Below are 19,438 nucleotides of genomic sequence, written 5' to 3' on the forward strand. Positions count from 1 at the left end.
CGGACTGGTCGGCCCGATGATCACGTCGCATTTCTGAAAAGCGCGGGCAAAATCGTTGGCAATCAGGCGACGGATGCGTTGCGCCTGCAGGTAATACGCATCGTAGTAGCCGTGCGACAGGACATAGGTGCCGATCAGGATGCGCCGCTTGACCTCGTCACCGAAGCCCTGCGCGCGACTCTTGCAGTACATGTCGTTGAGATCCTGGTACGCCGGTGCGCGATAACCGTATCGAACGCCGTCAAAGCGCGCCAGGTTCGAACTCGCTTCGGCCGGGGCGATCACGTAGTAGGCGGCCACGGAAAGGCCCATGCTCGGCAGGTTGATGGCGACGGTTTCGGCGCCAAGTTGGCGGTACTCGCCGATGGCCGCCTCGACCAGCTGCATCACTTCGGGACTGCAGCCGTCGCCAAAAAACTCTTCCGGCAAGCCGATCTTCAATCCGGCCAGTGGTTTTGCAGTACTCGCGCCATTGATTTCACGGCTGTAATCTTCGGCTGGGCGGTCGAGACTCGTCGAATCGCGTTCGTCGAAGCCGGCCATGGTGTTGAGCAAGGTGGCGCAGTCGGCTGCTGAGCGGCCAAGCGGTCCGGCCTGGTCGAGTGAAGACGCAAAGGCGACCATGCCGTAGCGCGAGATGACGCCATAAGTGGGCTTCATCCCGGTCAGGTTGCACAGTGCCGCCGGCTGGCGAATCGATCCGCCGGTGTCGGTGCCGGTGGCTGCGGGTGCCAGGCGTGCGGCGACCGAAGCGGCCGATCCGCCGGAAGACCCACCGGGAACGCAACTGCTGTCCCAAGGGTTGTGCACCGGCCCGTAAAATGAGGTTTCGTTGGACGAACCCATTGCGAATTCGTCCATGTTGGTCTTGCCGAGCATCACCGCGCCAGCGGTCTGGAAGCGGGCAATCACGGCGGCATCGTAGGGGCTGACGAAATTGCTCAGCATCTTCGACCCACAGGTGGTCAGCCAGTCTTTGGCGCAGAAGATGTCCTTGTGCGCGATCGGAATGCCGGTCAGCGGTCCGCCTTCGCCTCTGGCCAGGCGCTCGTCAGCGGCGCGCGCCTGGGCAAGACTACGGGCCGGATCGACGGTGATGTAAGCATTGAGTCGTGGGTTGTAGCGGGCGATCCGGTCGAGGTACAGGTGCGTCAGCTCGACGCTCGAAATTTCCTTGTTTGCCAAGGCGGTCGCCATCGCCTGGAGGCTGCACTCAATCATTCGATGACCTTTGGCACCAGGTAGAGTCCGCCCTCGGTTTCCGGTGCGATGGCCTGGAAAGCGGCGCGCTGGGCAAGCTGATCCGACTCGGTGACCAGATCGGCGCGCAGGCGCTGCGCCACATCCTGGGCATGCGCCATGGGCCCGATGCCTTGCGTATCAACAGCCTGCATCTCCTCGATCAAGGCAAAAATCTCGTTCAGATGGCCGAGTGTGCGATGTGCTTCGACATCACTGATTTCGATTCGGGCGAGGTGGGCAACGCGCCGGACCTGTTCTAGGGTAAGCGACATGGCAGAAATTACCAAGTTGTTAAATGAGTGAGCCATATAAGGTATCATAAAAGTTTTTCCAACCGCAGCCCTCGCTACGGGCCATCACGGATTTCTCAAGCATGATCAGTTTTTTGCGCAGTTATTTTTCCAACGATCTCGCGATCGACCTAGGCACGGCCAATACGCTGATCTATGTGCGATCGAAGGGAATCGTCCTCGACGAACCGTCAGTGGTCGCCATTCGTACGCAGGGTGGGCCGAACTCCAAGAAAACGATTCAGGCGGTCGGAAAGGCAGCCAAGGAAATGCTTGGCAAGGCGCCTGGGGCGATTACGGTGATTCGACCGATGAAGGATGGCGTGATCGCCGATTTTACGGTCACCGAGCAGATGCTCAAGCAGTTCATCAAGAAAGTTCACGACTCGCGGCTATTGTCGCCGTCACCGCGAATCATCATCTGTGTGCCCTCTGGTTCGACGCAGGTCGAGCGCCGTGCGATTCGCGAATCGGCGATCGGTGCCGGTGCAAGTCAGGTTTTTCTGATCGAGGAGCCGATGGCGGCGGCGATCGGTGCGGGTCTGCCGGTGTCCGAGCCAACGGGTTCGATGGTCGTCGATATTGGCGGCGGGACCACCGAAGTCGGCGTCATTTCGCTTGGTGGCATGGTCTATGCAGGTTCTGTACGCGTCGGCGGTGACAAGCTCGACGAGGCGATCATGAACTACATCAGCCGCAACTACGGCATGCTGATCGGCGAGAACACCGCCGAAAACATCAAGAAGAAGATCGGTTCGGCGTTTCCTGGCGCCGAGGTACGCGAGATGGAAGTTTCGGGAATCAACAAGGCCGAAGGGATTCCACGCAAGTTCACCATTTCCTCGAACGAAATTCTCGAAGCATTGACCGAGCCGTTGAACAGTGTCGTTTCGGCGGTCAAGTCGGCGCTTGAAAAGACCCCCCCCGAGCTTGGCGCCGATATTGCCGACAAGGGTATGGTGCTTACCGGGGGGGGAGCCCTGCTGCGCGACATCGATCGCCTGCTGATGGAGGAGACCGGTCTGCCGGTGATCGTTGCCGAGGAGCCTTTGACCTGTGTTGCCCGAGGCTGTGGCATGGCGCTCGAGAAGATGGATAATCTCGGAAGCATTTTCGCTTCCGATTGACGAGCCGCGGTGCGTGGTGTGATCGCCGCGCGTGCCAACTCCAGGCCTGATTGATGGACCACCAGCCGCCACCGTTTTTCAAGCGCGGGCCGGCACCTTTGGCGCTGCTGTCGTTCTACGTTGCGTTGTCGGTTGCACTCCTGGTGGTCGACGCGCGTCTGCAAACGCTGGAAGTGTTGCGGCAGGCACTGTCCATGTTCACCCATCCGGTGCAACATCTGGCTCAGTTGCCCGCGCAGTTTCTCGAAAACGCCGGGAATTATTTCGTCAGCGTGTCGCGTTTGCAGGCTGAAAATACCCAGTTGAAACGTGCCCGCCTTGATAACGTGGCGACGCTGCTGCGCACCCAGCACCTGGAAGTCGAGAACCAGCGTCTGCGCAATCTCCTCGGCGTCAAGGAGCGGCAGCAGGCGAGCGGTCAATTGGCACAGATCCTCTATTCGGCGCGCGATCCGTATTCGCGGCGTATCGTCATCGACAAGGGGCAACAGGACAAGGTGGTTTCCGGGCAGCCGGTGATCGATGATGCAGGCATCGTTGGTCAGGTGACCAGAGTGTTTCCTTTCGTCGCTGAAGTCACGCTGATTACCGACAAGGAGCAGGCGGTACCTGTACAGATTGTTCGCACCGGCTTGCGCTCGGTGGTTTTCGGTCTTGGCAACGGCCAGCTCGAACTGCGTTTTCTGCCGGCCAACGCCGACGTCAAGGATGGCGACGTGCTCGTGACCTCGGGACTGGACGGCATCTTTCTGCCCGGCTTCCCGGTCGCCAGGGTGGTGCACATCGAACGTGATACCTCGTACTCATTTGCCAGGATCTTCTGCATGCCGTTGGCCGGTGTCGAGAATTTCAGCGAAGTGATGATCCTCGACCCGCGTCCGGCAGTGGTCTTGCCGGAGCAACTTGTCCGGGAGGCTGCCGGCCGGGAAGCCCGGTCGCAGGTGCGATCCGGACAGGCAAAGAAGAAACGCCTGAGAAAGGACTGAGCCCGATGCAGACCAGCAGCTATTCCTCATCGCGAATTCTCTTGCCGGTACGCCCGTGGTTCATCGGCTTCAGCTTGCTGGCGGCGCTGCTGCTGAATTTCCTGCCGACCACCGTCTGGCACGGCGTGCCCGACTGGGTGGCTTTGTTGATCGTTTTCTGGAGCGTTCGCGAGCCACGCCGGGTCGGGATGGGCTTGGCTTTCATTTTCGGCGTGGCCATGGACGTTGCCGATGCCAGCCTGCTCGGACAGCACGCGCTGGCCTATGTCCTGGCGGCTTACGGTGGGTCCTCGCTGTCGCGCCGGATCCTGTGGTTTCCACTCGGGCTGCAAGCCTTGCAGGTGCTGCCGCTGCTCCTGCTGGTGCAGTTGGTGCAGTTCAGCGTACGCTTGCTGGCCGGCGCCGATTCGCCGGGCATCAGCTATTTCCTCGGACCCATTTTCGGGACGCTGCTGTGGCCCTTGCTGACCTTCTTCCTGCTGCTGCCGCAGCATCAGCCCGTAGACCGTGATGCCAACCGGCCGCTCTGAGTCCGTGACGTGCTCTCGGCGCCGTGTTCGCCGATATGCGGAACAGCGCTCATTGATCCGACGTCATCGCTGAGGGCTTCACCTTGCTGGCTGGTCAGTTACCGTTGAATGCCACCGATCGAGAACTGTCTCGCTTCCGCTTCCGGATCACCCTGGCCGGGGTTGCGGTGCTGGCGGCTTTCGTTGTCCTGATCGTGCGCTTTGTCCATTTGCAGGTGCTTCAGCACGCCTACTACACCACCCGCGCCGAGGACAACCGCATTTCCCTGGTGCCGATCGTTCCCAACCGTGGCGTCATCGTCGATCGCAATGGTACGGTCCTGGCCCACAATTATTCGGCTTTCACACTGGAGATTACGCCGTCGAAGGTCGAGGACCTCGAAGCGACGATCGAAGGGCTGGGCAAGGTGATCGAGGTTCTGCCCAAGGACCGCAAGCGTTTTCGCAGGTTGCTCGAGGAGAGCCGGAATTTCGAAAGCCTGCCGATTCGCACGCGCCTGAGTGAGGAGGAAGTCGCTCGCTTTGCGGCCAACCGTTATCTCTTTCCCGGTGTCGAGGTCAAGGCGCGCCTGTTCCGCCAATATCCGCTGGGTCCAATCGCTGCGCACGCCATCGGCTACATCAACCGCATCAACAAGCGCGACCTCGAGATCATCGAGGAAAACGAACAGGCGGCGAACTACAAAGGCACCGACCACATTGGCAAGACCGGACTGGAACAGAAGTACGAATATCAGTTGCATGGCCAAACCGGCTATGAACAGGTCGAAATCGACGCGGGCGGACGGGCGATTCGCAGTCTGTCGCGGACGGCACCGGTACAGGGCAGCAATCTGACACTGACGCTCGACATCAAGCTCCAGGAAATGGCCGAAAAGGCCTTTGGCGACCGCCGTGGCGCGCTGGTGGCGATCGAGCCCTCGACCGGAGGCATTCTGGCGCTGGTGTCCACTCCTTCCTTCGACCCGAATCTCTTTGTCGATGGCATTCGCAGCGACGACTGGGAACTGCTCAACAACTCGCCAGACAAACCGATGCTCAACCGCGCGCTGAACGGCGCCTATCCGCCGGGTTCGACCTTCAAGCCGTTCATGGCGCTGGCGGCGCTGGAAACCGGCAAGCGCACGCCAGGACAGACGATTTCCGATCCCGGCTTCTTCAACTTTGGCGGGCACCAGTTTCGCGATGACAAGAAGGGGGGGCACGGCAGCGTCGATATGTACAAGTCGATCGTCCATTCCTGTGATACCTACTACTACATGCTCGCCAACGACATGGGCATCGACAGCATCGCTCGCTTCATGGGGCAGCTGGGTTTCGGTCAACGCACAGAGGTGGACATCGAGGGGGAATCGGAAGGTGTGCTGCCGTCGCCGGAGTGGAAGAAGCGTCGTTTCAAGCGACCCGAGCAGCAGAAGTGGTTTGCCGGTGAAACGATCTCGATCGGCATCGGTCAGGGTTACAATGCCTACACCCCGATCCAGCTGGCGCAGGCGACGGCCACCATTGCCAACAATGGGGTCATGTTCCGGCCGCACCTCGTCAAGTACATCACCGACAGCCGAAGTGGCGAGCAGACGATGGTCGAGCCGGAGCCGCTGCGCACCCTGCCGTGGAAGCGACAGAATGTCGAGATCATCAAGAAGGCGATGGTCGGCGTCAACACCGCGGGCACTGCCGCGCGCGCTTTTGCCGGTGCCGGCTATGTCTCGGCAGGCAAGACCGGCACGGCGCAGGTTTTCAGCCTCAAGGGAGCGGAGTACCGGGCCTCGAGTGTCAAGAAGGAGTTGCGTGACCATGCGCTGTTCATTGCTTTTGCGCCGGCAGACCAGCCGAAGATCGCATTGGCCGTGCTGGTGGAAAACGGCGGTTTTGGTGCCCAGTCGGCGGCGCCGATCGCACGCATGGTTTTCGATTACTATCTGCTTGGCAAGCTGCCCAAGGGGGCCGCGCGGGAAGACGATGTCGAGGAGGACTAGCTGATGTTGCCGCCGTTGCTGCACCGCGCCTGGGTGCGTCTGATCGAGCACCTCGACGGGCCCTTGCTGCTGATCACCGCATTGATCATGGCCACTGGTCTGGCAACCGTCTACAGCGCCACCTACGACGCCAGCAACCGCCTGCTGGCGCAGACCGTGAACATGGCGGTGGGCTTTTGTGCGATGTGGCTGGTGGCGCAGTTGCCGCCGCAGAAGCTGATGGGCTTCGGAGTGCCGCTCTACGTGCTCGGCGTGACCCTGTTGATTTGCGTATTTTTCTTCGGGGTCAGGGTGAATGGGGCGAGACGCTGGTTGTCGCTCGGGTTTACCCGCATCCAGCCCTCCGAGGTACTGAAGATTGCCGTGCCGCTGATGCTCGCCTGGTACTTTCACAAGCACGAAGCCATGCTCAGATTCCGCCATTATCTCTTTGCCTGTCTGCTGCTGCTCGTCCCTTTCGCGTTGATTGCCAAGCAGCCTGACCTCGGAACGGCCATTCTCGTCGGTGCTGCCGGCTTCTACGTCATCTTCCTGGCCGGTCTGCCCTGGCAGGTGATCTTTGGCCTGTTCGCTGCTGCTGCGGCGGCGGCACCTTTCGTGTGGACGATGCTCCATGACTACCAGCGCAAACGCATCCTGACCCTGATCGATCCGACCAGCGATCCGCTGGGGGCGGGCTATCACATCATCCAGTCGACCATTGCCATCGGCTCGGGTGGCACATTCGGCAAAGGCTGGCTGGAAGGTACGCAGACCCACCTGGAATTCATTCCCGAGCGCCATACCGACTTCATCTTCGCCGTTTTCTCCGAGGAGCGCGGTTTGCTCGGCAACAGCCTTCTGGTGCTGCTCTACTTTCTGTTGATTGCGCGTGGCCTGATGATCGCCGCCAATGCCTCGACGCTGTTCGCGCGTGTCATGGCCGGCTCGATAACCCTGAGCCTGTTCACCTATGTGTTCGTCAATATGGGCATGGTCAGCGGCATTCTGCCGGTGGTCGGGGTGCCGCTGCCGTTCATGAGTTATGGTGGAACGGCGCTGGTGACCCTGTCGGTCGGCATCGGCATCCTGATGAGCATCCAGACGCACCGGATGCTGGTTCGAAAATGAAGCGCGCGGAGTGTGGGCTGGCTGAACTGGCCAGGCGGTTGCCGTACAGCGCGGCACTGTGCCTGTTGCCATGGATCCTCGCAGCCTGTGGTGGTCAGCCATCGCGTCCGGTCGAGTCGGGAGCGCGCACCGCCGAGCCGGCCAAGGCGCCGGCGAAGATGGTCAGGAAGGCGAACCTCCTGCAGAAGCGAGGGGGCGCCTATTACAAGGATGATGGCCCGGGCGACGAGTTTCCAGACAATCTCGATGAGATTCCCGACGCACAGCCGCGCCTTGAACCGCTGCATCGCTTCGCGAACCGGCCGTATGTCGTTCTCGGCAAGGCCTACGAGCCGAACGCCAGCCTCCGACCCCATCAGGAGCGCGGTGTGGCGAGCTGGTACGGCAAGAAGTTTCATGGACAACCCACGTCGATCGGCGAACCCTACGACATGTTCTCGATGACCGCCGCACATCCGACCCTGGCGATTCCCTCGTATGCCCGGGTGACCAACGTCAGCAATGGAAAATCAGTGGTCGTCAGAGTGACCGATCGCGGCCCCTTCCATGCCGATCGGATCATCGACCTCTCGTACGCAGCCGCTTACCGATTGGGTTACGTGGACAACGGCAGCACCCAGGTTGAAGTCGAGTCGATTCTGCCAGCCGGCGCGACCACGATGAGCTACGCGCAGGTGATGCCGGCGCCACGCCCAGCGCGAGCGATGGTCAACCCGGTGGAGCGAGACGAGATTGAGCTGCTGGCGGCCAGACTGGGGGCCGACAAGGCGGCCACCCCATCCCCGCTGGTGAATGTGACGCCGACAGCGGCTACCGCGTCCGCAAATCTGCGCGGCGTCTTCCTGCAGCTGGGTGCTTTCGTCAGCGCTGAAAATGCCGAAAGCCTGCGCTCACACCTGTTGCGTGAACTGGACTGGCTCAACGAGAAGATCCAGGTGAACGCCGGAGGCGGTATGCACCGCGTTCATCTAGGCCCGTATCCTAGCCGCATCGATGCCGAAAAAGTTGCCGAAAGGATTCGTCTGGCGCTCGGGTACAAACCCACCCTGGTGGCGCACTGATCAGCTGTCGTCGCTGTCGAGCGGGCGAAATACTCCCTGCACGATCTTCTTGCCCTGCTTGGCGTCGCGCAGTTCTTCCTTGATCGAAAGCAGTTGGTATTGCAGCAAGGCCTGGCTGACCAGACTGGCAACGGCATGAGCGAACAGTCGCTGCACCGAAGTCCAGGTTGCGTGTGGTCCGACGCGCTCGATGCAGAGCACGCCCTGCAGTTCGCCATCGGCATGAATCGGCGAGTTGATGACGGCGCTGATGCCGTTCAACAGCAAATAGTCGTGGCTGAGTTCCTGGGTGGACGGATGCTTCATCGCGTCATCGGCAACAATCGGTTCGCCTTTCTCAAGAGCCCGAAAATATTCCGGGTAGCGAGCCGCGCGCAGCGTCAAGCCGTTGCTATGCTGGTCGCGGGACAGCTCGTAGAGATTGATGCATTCGAGCTTCTCTCCTTGCGCACTCAGGCCCCATAGACTGACGCGCTCGATGTTGAGTATCCGGCTGGTGGTGGCGGTGAGCTGGCGCAGGGTTTCGTCGAGGTGATGACCGGCAAATCCTCGTCTCGACAGTTGCGCAAACGCGCCTTGCAGGTCAAGGGAGCTCGAGAGAGGTCGGAAGAGTGGCAACAATGGAGTTCAGCAGCGCCCGCTTGCGCGTGTGTTTACATCCGGAAAAGTGTCCCTACTGTACGTTCAGGTCGGCCTGCCAGGGTAGGGAGTAAATCACGGAAGCGAGGAATCTCCTGCCGGCCGGGTCACAAAACGCACACGGATGTGGCCGGAATGGCTTGCTATAATCGCCACTTTGCCAAGAAATCCCCCATGCTCAAGCTCCGATCCCTGCTTTTCGTTCTGTCCTGCCTTCCCATCCTGGCCGGTGCCCAGCAACTGCCAGCGCCGCCGGTACTGGCCGCCAAGTCATGGCTGCTGGTCGAATCGGCGTCTGGACAGGAACTGGCCGGACAGGCCGTGGACCAGCGCCTCGAGCCAGCGTCACTGACCAAGCTGATGACCGCCTATCTGAGTTTTGCGGCGATCAGACAGGGGACGATCAAGCTTGATCAGACTGTCCCTGTTTCCCAGAAAGCCTGGAAGACAGGCGGTTCACGAATGTTCATCCAGGTCGGCACAGAGGTCAAGGTGGAGGATCTGCTGAAGGGCATGATCATTCAGTCGGGCAACGATGCCTGTGTCGCACTTGCCGAAGCCATTGCCGGCGACGAGGGGAACTTCGCGCAGATGATGAATCGTGAGGCACAGAGACTGGGCATGAAGGGGTCGAGTTTTCGCAATTCGAGCGGCTTGCCTGATCCGCAGCACTACACGACAGCACGCGATCTGGCGATCCTGGCTGACGCCCTGATTCGTGATTTTCCCGAAGAGTATGCCAGATACTACTCGATGAAGGAGTTTCGCTATAACAACATCAGGCAGCCGAATCGCAACCGCCTGCTGTATATCGATCCGACCGTCGATGGTCTCAAGACCGGTCACACCGAGGCAGCAGGCTATTGCCTGGTCTCGTCGGCGAAACGCGGGTCGCGTCGCCTGGTTTCGGTGGTACTCGGTGCGGCATCGGACAGTGCGCGCGCGCAGGAATCACTGAAGCTGCTCAACTTCGGCTTCCAGTTCTATGATGCCGTTCAACTGTATGCGAAGAGCGAACCGGTGACCACGCTTAAAGTCTGGAAGGGCAAGGAGAGTACGGTCAAGATTGGTTTTCCAAAAGACCTCGTAATGGCCGTTCCCAAGGGTTTTGGCCCCAAAATCAGGACCGAACTCGTTGCGCAGCAGCGGCTGATGGCGCCGGTCGCCCTCGGGCAGGTTCTGGCCACCCTGAAGGTCAGCATCGATGACAAAGCTTACGGCGATTACCCGGTACTGGCGCTTGAGGAGGTGCCGGCAGCAGGCATTTTGGGCCGCATGATCGACACCATCCGTCTCTGGTTTAACTGACATCCGCATGCCCTATCCATTCCATCGGTATGTCCGGATATGGTCGCAAGAATGGATGCTGGCGATGCGCGCCAAGCGCAACCCGGCGAGCCGGAGCACCGATGTCTGACGACGCCGACAGCCTGTTCGAGTTTCCCTGCGCTTTCCCGCTGAAGATCATGGGAGCGGCCAGCGATGCCCTGGTGCAGGCGGTACTCGAAATCGTGCTGCGGCAGGCGCCGGATTTCGATGTCGCGACGATGGAGGTGCGTGCTTCATCGGCCGGCAACTATCTGAGCCTGACCTGCACCATCCATGCCGTCAGCAGAAGGCAACTCGATACGCTCTATCAGGAACTGAGCAGCCACCCGCTGGTCAAGATCGTTCTGTGAAGCCGGCCGGTCAGTGCGGTCCTGTTGATTCGGATGGCTTCGGCGGCGATCCGGTGCCGATCTCCAGCTCGCTGCGGGTCCGTCATCTGGGTTGTACCGATTACCAGCAGACTTGGCAGCAGATGGTCCGCTTTACGGCTGCACGTAGCGAACAGACGGTCGACGAACTGTGGTGTTGCGAGCATTCACCGGTGTTTACCTTGGGTCAGGCGGGCAAACCGGAACATCTGCTGGCTGACCTGGGCATCCCGCTGCTGAAGACCGACCGGGGTGGCCAGATCACCTACCACGGCCCGGGCCAGGTGGTGATCTACCTGCTGCTGGATTTGCACCGCAGGAAGTTGAAAGTGCGCGAGCTGGTGGCGGCAATCGAGCAGGCGGTGATCGATCTGCTTGCCGAGCATGGCGTCGTCGGCGAGCGGCATGGCGGTGCACCGGGGGTCTATGTGGGCGTAGCCAAGGTGGCGGCACTCGGCCTGCGTGTCCGCAAGGGGTGCTGTTACCACGGCGTCAGCTTGAACGTTGCGATGGACCTGTCGCCGTTTGCGGCAATCAATCCCTGCGGTTACCCTGGTCTGCCGGTGACGCAGACACGCGATCTCGGCATCGCGCTGATCCCCGCACAGGTGGCCACGGCGCTGGCCGGACATCTCGCGGGACAACTGGAGTGCAGGCAATGAGCAGTCAGGATGATGGGCAGGCAGGGTCGGGGGCGACAAGGGCAGGTGCCAGGATCGCCGGCGTCAAGGAAAGGGGCGAACTGAAAACGGCTCGCATTCCCATCAAGATCGTTGCGCAGACGCCACAGCGCAAGCCTGACTGGATTCGTGTCAAGGCGGGTAACGATGCGGGTCGTTTCGGTGAAATCAAGAAAATGTTGCGCGAACAGAAGCTGCATACCGTCTGTGAAGAAGCTGCTTGTCCCAACATTGGCGAATGCTTCGGCCGCGGTACGGCGACCTTCATGATCCTCGGCGACATCTGTACGCGCCGCTGCCCGTTTTGCGACGTCGGCCACGGCAAGCCGCTGGCGCCCGACGTCAACGAACCGGCCAGTCTTGCCGACAGCGTTGCCCGGCTCAAGCTTCGCTACGTGGTGATCACCAGCGTCGACCGCGATGACTTGCGTGATGGCGGCGCGCAGCATTTTGTCAAGGTCATTGCCGAAGTGCGCCGCCGTTCGCCTGGCACGACCATCGAGACGCTGGTCCCCGATTTCCGGGGCCGCATGGAGATCGCCATCGAGGTGCTCGGGCAGGCGTTGCCCGACATTCTCAACCATAACCTCGAAACGGTGCCGCGTCTGTATCGCCAGGCTCGACCCGGTGCCGATTACGCGCATTCACTGGCTTTCGTCAAAGGCTTCAAGGCGCGCTATCCGCAGGTGCCGACCAAATCGGGACTGATGGTCGGTCTCGGCGAGACCGACGACGAGATCCTCGAAGTGTTGCGCGATCTGCGTGCCAACGACGTCGACATGCTGACCATCGGCCAGTACCTGGCACCTTCCGGCCATCACCTGCCGGTACTGCGTTACGTACATCCCGAGACCTTCAGGATGTACGAGCGGGAGGCGTTGGCAATGGGCTTCACCGGTGCCGCCTGCGGTCCGATGGTGCGCTCCAGCTACTGGGCAGATATACAGGCGAACAGCGCCGGTGTCGCCTGATCCGGGGTGTCCGATACTCAGCTGTAGCGGATGAAGCGCGCCGGATAGCGGGCCGTGGCCCAGGCCAGAAACAGATATTTGACCGTCTTGCCGACGCCGACTGCAATCAGAATGCCCAGGGTCGACACGTCGGCCAGAGCGCAGAAGAGCAGTGCGGGTGTCTGCGGGATCGGCGACCCGGCAATGATCAGCATGGCAACCAGACCCCAGCGCTGCAGCCATTCGCTGGCCGTTTGCCAGGCCTGCGAGTGCATCAGTTCCGGGTAGTGCGAGACGACAAATTCCGACCCCAGGTACTGGAAGATCTCGACCAGCGCGGCGGCGCCACAGCCACTCGCGATGCCGCAGAGCAAGCCGAGCGTGCACCAGCGCCTGGGTGAGAGCAGGACCGCCGGGATCAACACGACAACGAAAGGAAAGGTGAAGGTCATCGTCGATGAGAAGGCGATCGCCGTCACTACCAGTGAATAGTAGCGATGTGCCACGCTGCGCATCAGCAGCCGTCGCAACCAGTCAGGAACAGCGTGCGTATTCATGCGGTCGACAAGCCCGGTCGATCGATTTCGCATGCGCCGGCTGGGCGCGGCGATCGCTCGGGCGCCAGCCTGATTGACGGGCGACTTGTGCGCGTGCCAACGCGCAGGATATGCTTACGCCGGCGAAGCTGCCGCTTTGCCAATTGCCACCGGGGAGTCACCATGCGACACCTTGCAGGAAGAGTCGGAATTGTAAGCGTTCCAGGCGGTGATGATGCTTGTCGACCGGTCTGACCTACAATCGGTCTGGCTCTTGCGCCCACCTTGAGGAGTCAGCTCCTTTGAAACTTGTTTTTGTGGTGCTGGCTTCGCTTCTTTCCGGATTTGCTGTCGGAGATTCCTTTCCGGTCTTGGGTTCGTCGGGTGAATGGCCCGATACCTCACCGATCCTGAGCGGACGAGCCAGTTTTTACGGTACCGCTTTTAGCGGGCGCAAGACGGCTTCTGGCGAGCATTTTGATCACCAGACCATATCCGCCGCAAGCAATCGCTTCCCCCTGGGCGCGCTGGTAGCCGTTCGCCGTGTCTTGTCGGCGCGTTGCGTGGTGGTCAGGATCAATGATCGCATGGGACATCGCAGCCGGCTGATCGACCTCTCGCGTGAGGCGGCGGTACGTCTCGGGATGATCGAGGCCGGTGTCACCGAAGTGGAAGTCGTGGCCTTGCCGAAATTCCTGAAAGGCCACGAAAACGCCTGTTCGCTCGCCTTCATGCCTCCGCCACACCTGCATGCCGGCGACGAGTCAGGGATGGGGATCGCAAAGAAGTGAGCGCGCGGTCATGAGCCGAATGGCTTGTCAACAAGGGAGGGAAATACAAGGTGAAAGAGAGTGAACTGCCCAGGGTCAAGAAATCGGTCGCGTTGTCCGGTGTGGTTGCCGGCGACACGGCGATCTGTGCGGTGGGGCGCATCGGCAACGATCTGTATTACCGTGGTTATGATGTCATTGCCCTGGCCGAGCATGCCACTTTCGAGGAAGTGGCCTATCTGCTGCTCTATGGGCGCTTGCCGAGTCTGAACCAGCTCAACCAGTACAAGAAAAAACTCAAGACGCTGCGTGGATTGCCGGTGATGCTGCGGCCGATGCTCGAGAGCCTGCCGGCCTCGGCGCATCCGATGGATGTCTTGCGTAGCGGATGTTCGGCGCTCGGCACGATTCTGCCGGAGGCGCAGGATCATAACCCTGGTGCTGCGCGTGAGATTGCCGACCGGCTGATTGCCAGCTTCGGGTCGATGCTGCTCTACTGGTATCACTGGTCGCATAACGGCCGGCGCATCGAGACCGAGACCGATGACGACTCGATCGCTGCGCACTTTCTCCACCTCTTGCGGGGAAAGCCCCCGACGGCGCTGCAGGCGAGCAGCCTCGACAAGTCCCTGGTGCTCTATGCCGAGCACGAGTTCAATGCTTCGACCTTTGCTGCCCGGACGATCACTGGCACCGGTGCCGACCTGTATGCGGCGATCAGCGGGGCCATCGGCGCGTTGAGTGGCCGTCTGCACGGCGGTGCAAATGAGGTCGCTTTCGAGATCCAGAGCCGTTATAACGACGCCGAGCACGCCGAGCAGGACATCAACCGCCGCCTCGAGAACAAGGAAATCGTCATCGGTTTCGGTCACCCGCTGTACACCATCGCCGATCCGCGACACAAGGTCATCCGCGCCGTCGCCGAGCAGTTGTGCACCGCGGGAGACAATCTGGTACTGTTCGACATCGCCAGTCGAATAGAGGCCGTGATGTGGGAGAAAAAGCGCATTTTTCCCAATGTCGATTGGTTTTCGGCCGTGGTGTATCACATGCTGGCCGTTCCAACACCGATGTTTACCCCGCTGTTTGTCATTGCCCGCACCAGCGGCTGGGCAGCACACGTCATCGAGCAACGTATCGATGGAAGAATCATCCGCCCTTCGGCCAACTACATCGGACCGGAGGAACAGGAGTTTGTCATTCTGTCAAAACGATGCTGAGCATCCTGCCGGGCAGTTGCTCCGCAGCCAGAGAACGGTCATGACTTTTCCAGGCACCCCCCGATCATGAAAATCATGACCGTTTCCCTCTCCACCGACCCCCTCCCGCAAGTGGGGAGGGGAGATTCGTGAGCCGCTGACGCGACTTTCACATTAAAGCAGACATGAGCACACGCATTCCCGCCACACGTCCCGCACCGGACCAGGTTCTGGCCGATATCGCCGACTACGTTCTCGATTTCAAGATCGAGTCGAGAGCGGCCTTTGAAACGGCGCGCTATTGCCTGATCGACGCGCTCGGTTGCGGTCTCGAAGCGCTTGCCTATCCGGCCTGCAGCAAACTGCTCGGACCGGTCGTCCCGGGCACCGTTGTCCCCGCTGGTGCACGGGTTCCCGGCACCGTATTTCAACTCGACCCGGTGCAGGCGGCCTTCAACATCGGTACCCTGATTCGCTGGCTGGACTTCAACGACACCTGGCTGGCAGCCGAATGGGGGCATCCTTCGGACAATCTCGGGGGCATCCTCGCGACTGCCGACTGGCTGTCGCGGACTCGCGTCGCCGACGGGCAGGCGCCGCTGCTGATGCGCCAGGTTCTGGAAGCGATGATCAAAGCCTATGAGATCCAGGGGGTGCTAGCACTCGAAAACAGTTTCAATCGTGTCGGGCTGGACCACGTACTGCTGGTCAAGGTGGCGACTGCTGCGGTATGCACCTGGCTGATGGGCGGCGGGCGAGAGCAGATCATCAATGCTGTTTCGCAGGCTTTTGTCGATGGTCAGCCGCTGCGCACTTATCGGCACGCACCGAATACCGGTTCGAGAAAATCCTGGGCGGCGGGCGATGCCACTGCGCGTGGCGTATTTTTGGCGCTCATGTCGTGCAAGGGCGAAATGGGTTATCCGTCGGTGTTGACTGTTCCGACCTGGGGATTTTATGAGGTTCTGTTCAAGGGACAGCCGTTCCGTCTGTCGCGTCGGTATGGCAGCTACGTGATCGAGAATGTGTTGTTCAAGATCAGTTTTCCAGCCGAGTTCCACGCTCAGACGGCGGTCGAGTGTGCGGTGGAACTACATTCTCAGGTGCGTGGACGAATCGATAGGATTGCCAGGGTACTGATTCGCACCCACGAATCGGCGCTGCGCATCATCGACAAGCAGGGGCCGCTCTTTAATCCTGCCGACCGCGACCACTGCCTGCAATACATGGTCGCTGTCGCGCTGATCAAGGGACGGCTGACTGGCGAAGACTATGAGGATGCGGCTGCCGCCGACCCGCGTATCGACGCTCTGCGTGCGAAGATCGAGGTCCGCGAGGAACCCAGGTTTTCGGTGGACTACCTGGACCCATCCAAGCGCTCGATCGCCAATGCCGTGCAAGTCGTGTTCGCCGACGGCAGCCGGACCGCAGAACTGGTCTCCGAATATCCGTTGGGGCACTGTCGACGCCGCGCCGAAGGTATTCCTGTACTGGTCGAGAAATTCCGGGCCCATCTGGCGCGCCGGTTCTCCCCGGCACAGCAAGGCCGCATCGAAGAGTCTTCACGCGACGTGTACCAACTGGGTACGCTGGCAGTGCACGATTACCTCGACCAGTATGCCCAATATGTGCCCTGATCGGTTCGCGATAAAATCAGACAAAATCGATGCCGACTTCGGAGAGACCCACGAGATTGATGTTGGCCGCGTTCTGCGCAGTGTCGGCAGCCAGCACGCCCAGGCTGGCCGGCGTATGCGCGCCACTGTCGAGCAGACTGGTGAAGAAGGCCAGCGTGTCGGGTGAGGGCGCGCTGCCGATCACGTTGGTGTATAGCAAAGTCACCACCGCCTGGTGGTTGGCGCCAACCCCGAGCCGGACGTCCAGCGCAAGTTGCATCAGGCTTTGGTAGGACATTCCACCATCGAGCAGACCAAGCCCGATGCCGACATAGGCAGGATTGTCGACCGCGGCTGCGCCGAATACTGCCCCCAAAACCTTGGCAGTGGTGCCGGCATGACCGTCGATGTCGATCGCCAGGTGGTGGTCGGAAAAATGCAGGCGCTCGATGCCGTACAGGAGATCGTGGCCCTCTTCGCCGGAAGTGTCGCTTGCCGACCAGTGACCGTTCGTCATGGCCACCACATAGTGGCCGGCAGGGCCGTTGTAATGGGCGGTGTCCTGACCGGTGCCACCAATCAACTGATCGTCGCCGGCCATGCCTTCGAGCACATCGTTGCCGCTGCTGCCGGTCAGCGTATCGGCGCCGCGAGTACCCACCAGATACTGCCCTTGGCTGCCCTGGCCGAGCGCGTTGCCCAGGCCGTCCCCCCCGTAGAGAAACATCAGCGCCGCGATGTCGTAGGGCGAATAGTCGCTATAGGGCCCGCCTGCATGGTTATAGGACATCAGCGTGTTCGCCGTGTGGTCGTTGGCTTCGCTCAGCCGAACGCTGCCCGAAAAGGGGTGCTTCAACCCCAGCGCATGGCCCAACTCGTGCAGGAGCATCTCGTAGCCGACCGAGCCGGCAGTGGGTGCGTGGTTGCTGGCTGCAAAGTTGGCGTTGTCAAGGTAAATGTAGGCGTCCGCCGTGTACGAGATGATCGTGTTGTCGCCGTCGAAAGAGTAGTGGCGGCGCGTTGAACAGATGCCCGCGGTGGTGGTGCTGGTGATGATGTCGGCAGCAGCAAAATGGAGATCGGCCACGGCGCCGTCGGTTGTGGCCACGAAGGTGATGCCGGTGATTTGTGTCAGTCGGTTGAGAGCCTGCACCGCGGCAGTCTGTTGCGTAGCATTGAAGGCCACCGGTGCAGCGCTGATCGTGCTGCCTATGTCGCGGCTGTTGCCGTCATTCAGCGCGAAGGTATAGAAGAGGGTGTTGCGAGCGGGAGCCACCCAGTTCCAGCCGGGACCAGCATCCAGGAGGGCATCAATGTGGGTCAGGCCGGACGCGGCCTGCGTAGTAATGTCAGTGACGGTGGTCATGTAGGGCTCAAATCGCCAGCATCGTTAATGGCCCTCAGTCAGTCAGAGCTGCCGCCAGCGCCTTCGCGTTCTGCCGCATCATCCCGAGATAGCTGTCGGCTGCGCTGCCGGGTTTCGTCAGCGAGTCCGAGTATAGCGTGCCGCCGATGCGCGCGCCCGATTCGCGACTGATGCGTTCGAGCAGGCGCCGGTCGGTGATGTTTTCGACGAACATCGCCCTGATCTTTTCCTGGCGGATCTGCCGGATGATCGCGCCGACCTCGCCGGCCGAAGGCTCGGCGTCGGTGCTGACGCCAACCGGGGCGATGAAGCGGAGCCCGTAGGCGCGGCCGAAGTAGGCGAAAGCGTCATGTGAACTGACGACTTTGCGCCTTTCTGCCGGCAGGGCGCTGAAAGTGGCGCGGATTTCGCCGTCGAGAGTCGCCATCGCCTGGTCCAGGCGAGCCGCATTGGCCTGATAGACGCTGCGGCTCGCCGGGTCCGCCTCGCCGAGTGCGGCAGCGATGTTGGCGACGTAACGGCGAGCATTGGCGAGATCCTGCCAGGCATGCGGATCGAGGTCGCCGGTAGGCTGGTGAGGATCAGCATGCTTGCCGGCATGCGCCCGCGGCTGGTGCAACGCATTGACTCCCTGACTGGCGACGACCAGCGGACCGCGATAGCCGGATGATTTGATCAGGCGGCCGATCCAGCCTTCGAAACCGAGCCCATTGACGATCACCAGTCGCGCCTGGGAAAGCGTCCTGGCGTCGCTGGGTGTCGGTTGGTAGACATGCGCATCGGCGCCGGGGCCGACCAGGGTGTACACCTGCACGCGGTCGCCGCCGACCTGCTGCGTCAGATCGCCGAGAATGCTGAAGCTGGCGACCACCGGTAGCGCTTCGCCAGCCACCGTCCGGCCGGTTGGCCCCAGACTGGCGATGGCCAGCAGCCATATTGCCGCGAGTCGGAAAGGCGTGCTCAGAAGAATCATGTGCATTGGATTTCTCATCAGGGTTCAGCGTTCGAAATGCCAATCCGGCGGCCAGCGGCTGGCCAGCGGCCCGAGCCGGCCGACTCCCATCGACAGCAGGTAGAGGGCGCCGAGCGTCAGTACGATGGCCGGTCCGGCCGGTAGGTTGAAGTAGTACGACAGCAACAGGCCGATCAGCGACCCGAAAAAAGCCGTCAGCACGGCGATCAGCAGCAGTGGCCCCAGGGTACCCACCCACAGGCGTGCCGTGGCCGCCGGCAGGATCATGATGCCGACCGCCATCAGCGTGCCGAGGGCGTGGAAACCGGCCACCAGGTTGAGCACCAGCAGGATCATGAAACCGTAGTGGGCGACCGGTGCGAGGCGGCTGATGCGCGCCAGGAAAGCCGGATCGCAGCCTTCGAGCGCGAACAGACGCAGCCCGATCGCGAGTGCGACCACCGATAGCGAGGCGAAGCTGGCGAGCAGGTACAGCGCTGCGTCGTCGAGCGCGAGCACGCTGCCGAAGAGGACATGCAACAGATCGACGCTACTGCCGCGCAGCGAGATGATCAGCACACCGGCGGAAAGCGAGAGCAGGTAGAAGGTCGCCAGGCTGGCATCCTCCTTGATCACCGTATTGCGCGCCACGCCACCGGCCAGCACCGCCACCGCCAGGCCGGCGATGAGGCCGCCGAGGGTCATCGC

At 61.2% G+C, this 19,438-nt stretch carries 20 protein-coding genes; 13 read left to right on the plus strand and 7 right to left on the minus strand.

Annotated features, from left to right (window positions below):
• Both gatA and gatC read right to left on the minus strand, forming a co-directional pair.
• A partial coding sequence (gene gatA / locus CAPSK01_RS21300; RefSeq protein ID WP_273702809.1) for an Asp-tRNA(Asn)/Glu-tRNA(Gln) amidotransferase subunit GatA occupies nt 1-1,221 on the minus strand: 1,221 nt, incomplete at its 3' end.
• The gene (gene gatC / locus CAPSK01_RS00680) at nt 1,218-1,514 is read right to left on the minus strand and encodes an Asp-tRNA(Asn)/Glu-tRNA(Gln) amidotransferase subunit GatC (RefSeq protein ID WP_034921086.1); all 297 of its coding nucleotides are present in this window, start codon (nt 1,512-1,514) and stop codon (nt 1,218-1,220) included. The genes gatA and gatC, both read right to left, overlap by 4 nt.
• A 101-nt stretch (nt 1,515-1,615) precedes the next feature.
• Between gatC and CAPSK01_RS00685 the strand changes: the two genes are divergently transcribed.
• From CAPSK01_RS00685 to CAPSK01_RS00710, 6 genes are all read left to right on the plus strand, one after another.
• Nucleotides 1,616-2,659 (plus strand): rod shape-determining protein, encoded by a 1,044-nt coding sequence (locus CAPSK01_RS00685; protein WP_034920959.1) that lies wholly within the window; start codon nt 1,616-1,618, stop codon nt 2,657-2,659.
• A 53-nt stretch (nt 2,660-2,712) separates the two neighbouring features.
• Nucleotides 2,713-3,645: a rod shape-determining protein MreC gene (gene mreC, locus CAPSK01_RS00690; RefSeq protein WP_034920960.1), complete on the plus strand. Its 933-nt coding sequence runs from the start codon at nt 2,713-2,715 to the stop codon at nt 3,643-3,645.
• Between the two features lie 5 nt (nt 3,646-3,650).
• Entirely contained in the window at nt 3,651-4,175 is a 525-nt protein-coding gene (gene mreD / locus CAPSK01_RS00695) for a rod shape-determining protein MreD (protein ID WP_034920962.1), read from the plus strand.
• A gap of 104 nt (nt 4,176-4,279) precedes the next feature.
• Nucleotides 4,280-6,154, plus strand: coding sequence for a penicillin-binding protein 2 (gene mrdA / locus CAPSK01_RS00700; RefSeq protein WP_034920964.1), 1,875 nt, complete (start codon nt 4,280-4,282; stop codon nt 6,152-6,154).
• Nucleotides 6,155-6,157: 3 nt separating this feature from the next.
• Nucleotides 6,158-7,264 (plus strand): rod shape-determining protein RodA, encoded by a 1,107-nt coding sequence (gene rodA, locus CAPSK01_RS00705; RefSeq protein WP_273702810.1) that lies wholly within the window; start codon nt 6,158-6,160, stop codon nt 7,262-7,264.
• Complete coding sequence (locus CAPSK01_RS00710; protein WP_034920966.1) at nt 7,261-8,325, plus strand: septal ring lytic transglycosylase RlpA family protein; 1,065 nt, start codon at nt 7,261-7,263, stop codon at nt 8,323-8,325. Before rodA ends, CAPSK01_RS00710 begins: the two co-directional genes overlap by 4 nt.
• Here CAPSK01_RS00710 and CAPSK01_RS00715 read toward each other — a convergent pair whose 3' ends face one another.
• Complete coding sequence (locus CAPSK01_RS00715; protein WP_273702811.1) at nt 8,326-8,943, minus strand: GAF domain-containing protein; 618 nt, start codon at nt 8,941-8,943, stop codon at nt 8,326-8,328.
• A 195-nt stretch (nt 8,944-9,138) separates the two neighbouring features.
• Here CAPSK01_RS00715 and CAPSK01_RS00720 point away from each other — a divergent pair, with 195 nt between their 5' ends.
• From CAPSK01_RS00720 to lipA, 4 genes are all read left to right on the plus strand, one after another.
• Complete coding sequence (locus CAPSK01_RS00720; protein WP_034920971.1) at nt 9,139-10,272, plus strand: D-alanyl-D-alanine carboxypeptidase family protein; 1,134 nt, start codon at nt 9,139-9,141, stop codon at nt 10,270-10,272.
• Between the two features lie 101 nt (nt 10,273-10,373).
• Nucleotides 10,374-10,643, plus strand: coding sequence for a DUF493 domain-containing protein (locus CAPSK01_RS00725; protein WP_034920973.1), 270 nt, complete (start codon nt 10,374-10,376; stop codon nt 10,641-10,643).
• Nucleotides 10,644-10,702: 59 nt separating this feature from the next.
• Nucleotides 10,703-11,323, plus strand: coding sequence for a lipoyl(octanoyl) transferase LipB (lipB, locus tag CAPSK01_RS00730; RefSeq protein ID WP_273702824.1), 621 nt, complete (start codon nt 10,703-10,705; stop codon nt 11,321-11,323).
• A complete protein-coding gene (gene lipA / locus CAPSK01_RS00735) occupies nt 11,320-12,312 on the plus strand; it encodes a lipoyl synthase (protein ID WP_273702812.1) in 993 nt (330 codons plus the stop codon). Before lipB ends, lipA begins: the two co-directional genes overlap by 4 nt.
• Before the next feature lie 17 nt (nt 12,313-12,329).
• Here the strand turns inward: lipA and CAPSK01_RS00740 are convergent, their stop codons facing one another.
• Nucleotides 12,330-12,848, minus strand: coding sequence for a hypothetical protein (locus CAPSK01_RS00740; RefSeq protein ID WP_273702813.1), 519 nt, complete (start codon nt 12,846-12,848; stop codon nt 12,330-12,332).
• Between the two features lie 281 nt (nt 12,849-13,129).
• On the opposite strand from CAPSK01_RS00740, the gene CAPSK01_RS00745 reads away from it, so the two are divergent.
• The 3 genes from CAPSK01_RS00745 (at nt 13,130) to CAPSK01_RS00755 (ending at nt 16,433) form a co-directional block, all read left to right on the plus strand.
• Nucleotides 13,130-13,618 (plus strand): septal ring lytic transglycosylase RlpA family protein, encoded by a 489-nt coding sequence (locus CAPSK01_RS00745; RefSeq protein ID WP_273702814.1) that lies wholly within the window; start codon nt 13,130-13,132, stop codon nt 13,616-13,618.
• 50 nt (nt 13,619-13,668) lie between these two features.
• Complete coding sequence (gene prpC, locus CAPSK01_RS00750) at nt 13,669-14,817, plus strand: 2-methylcitrate synthase (protein WP_034920976.1); 1,149 nt, start codon at nt 13,669-13,671, stop codon at nt 14,815-14,817.
• Nucleotides 14,818-14,981: 164 nt separating this feature from the next.
• On the plus strand, nt 14,982-16,433 hold the full coding sequence (locus CAPSK01_RS00755; RefSeq protein ID WP_034920979.1) for a bifunctional 2-methylcitrate dehydratase/aconitate hydratase: 1,452 nt from the start codon (nt 14,982-14,984) through the stop codon (nt 16,431-16,433).
• Nucleotides 16,434-16,449: 16 nt separating this feature from the next.
• On the opposite strand, the gene CAPSK01_RS21305 is transcribed toward CAPSK01_RS00755, so the two are convergent.
• From CAPSK01_RS21305 to CAPSK01_RS00770, 3 genes are all read right to left on the minus strand, one after another.
• The gene (locus tag CAPSK01_RS21305) at nt 16,450-17,778 is read right to left on the minus strand and encodes a matrixin (protein ID WP_273702815.1); all 1,329 of its coding nucleotides are present in this window, start codon (nt 17,776-17,778) and stop codon (nt 16,450-16,452) included.
• A gap of 34 nt (nt 17,779-17,812) precedes the next feature.
• Entirely contained in the window at nt 17,813-18,757 is a 945-nt protein-coding gene (locus CAPSK01_RS00765; protein ID WP_273702816.1) for a metal ABC transporter substrate-binding protein, read from the minus strand.
• Nucleotides 18,758-18,775: 18 nt separating this feature from the next.
• A partial coding sequence (locus CAPSK01_RS00770) for a metal ABC transporter permease (protein WP_034920982.1) occupies nt 18,776-19,438 on the minus strand: 663 nt, incomplete at its 5' end.

The organism is Candidatus Accumulibacter vicinus, assembly GCF_000584955.1.
Lineage (GTDB): Bacteria > Pseudomonadota > Gammaproteobacteria > Burkholderiales > Rhodocyclaceae > Accumulibacter > Accumulibacter vicinus.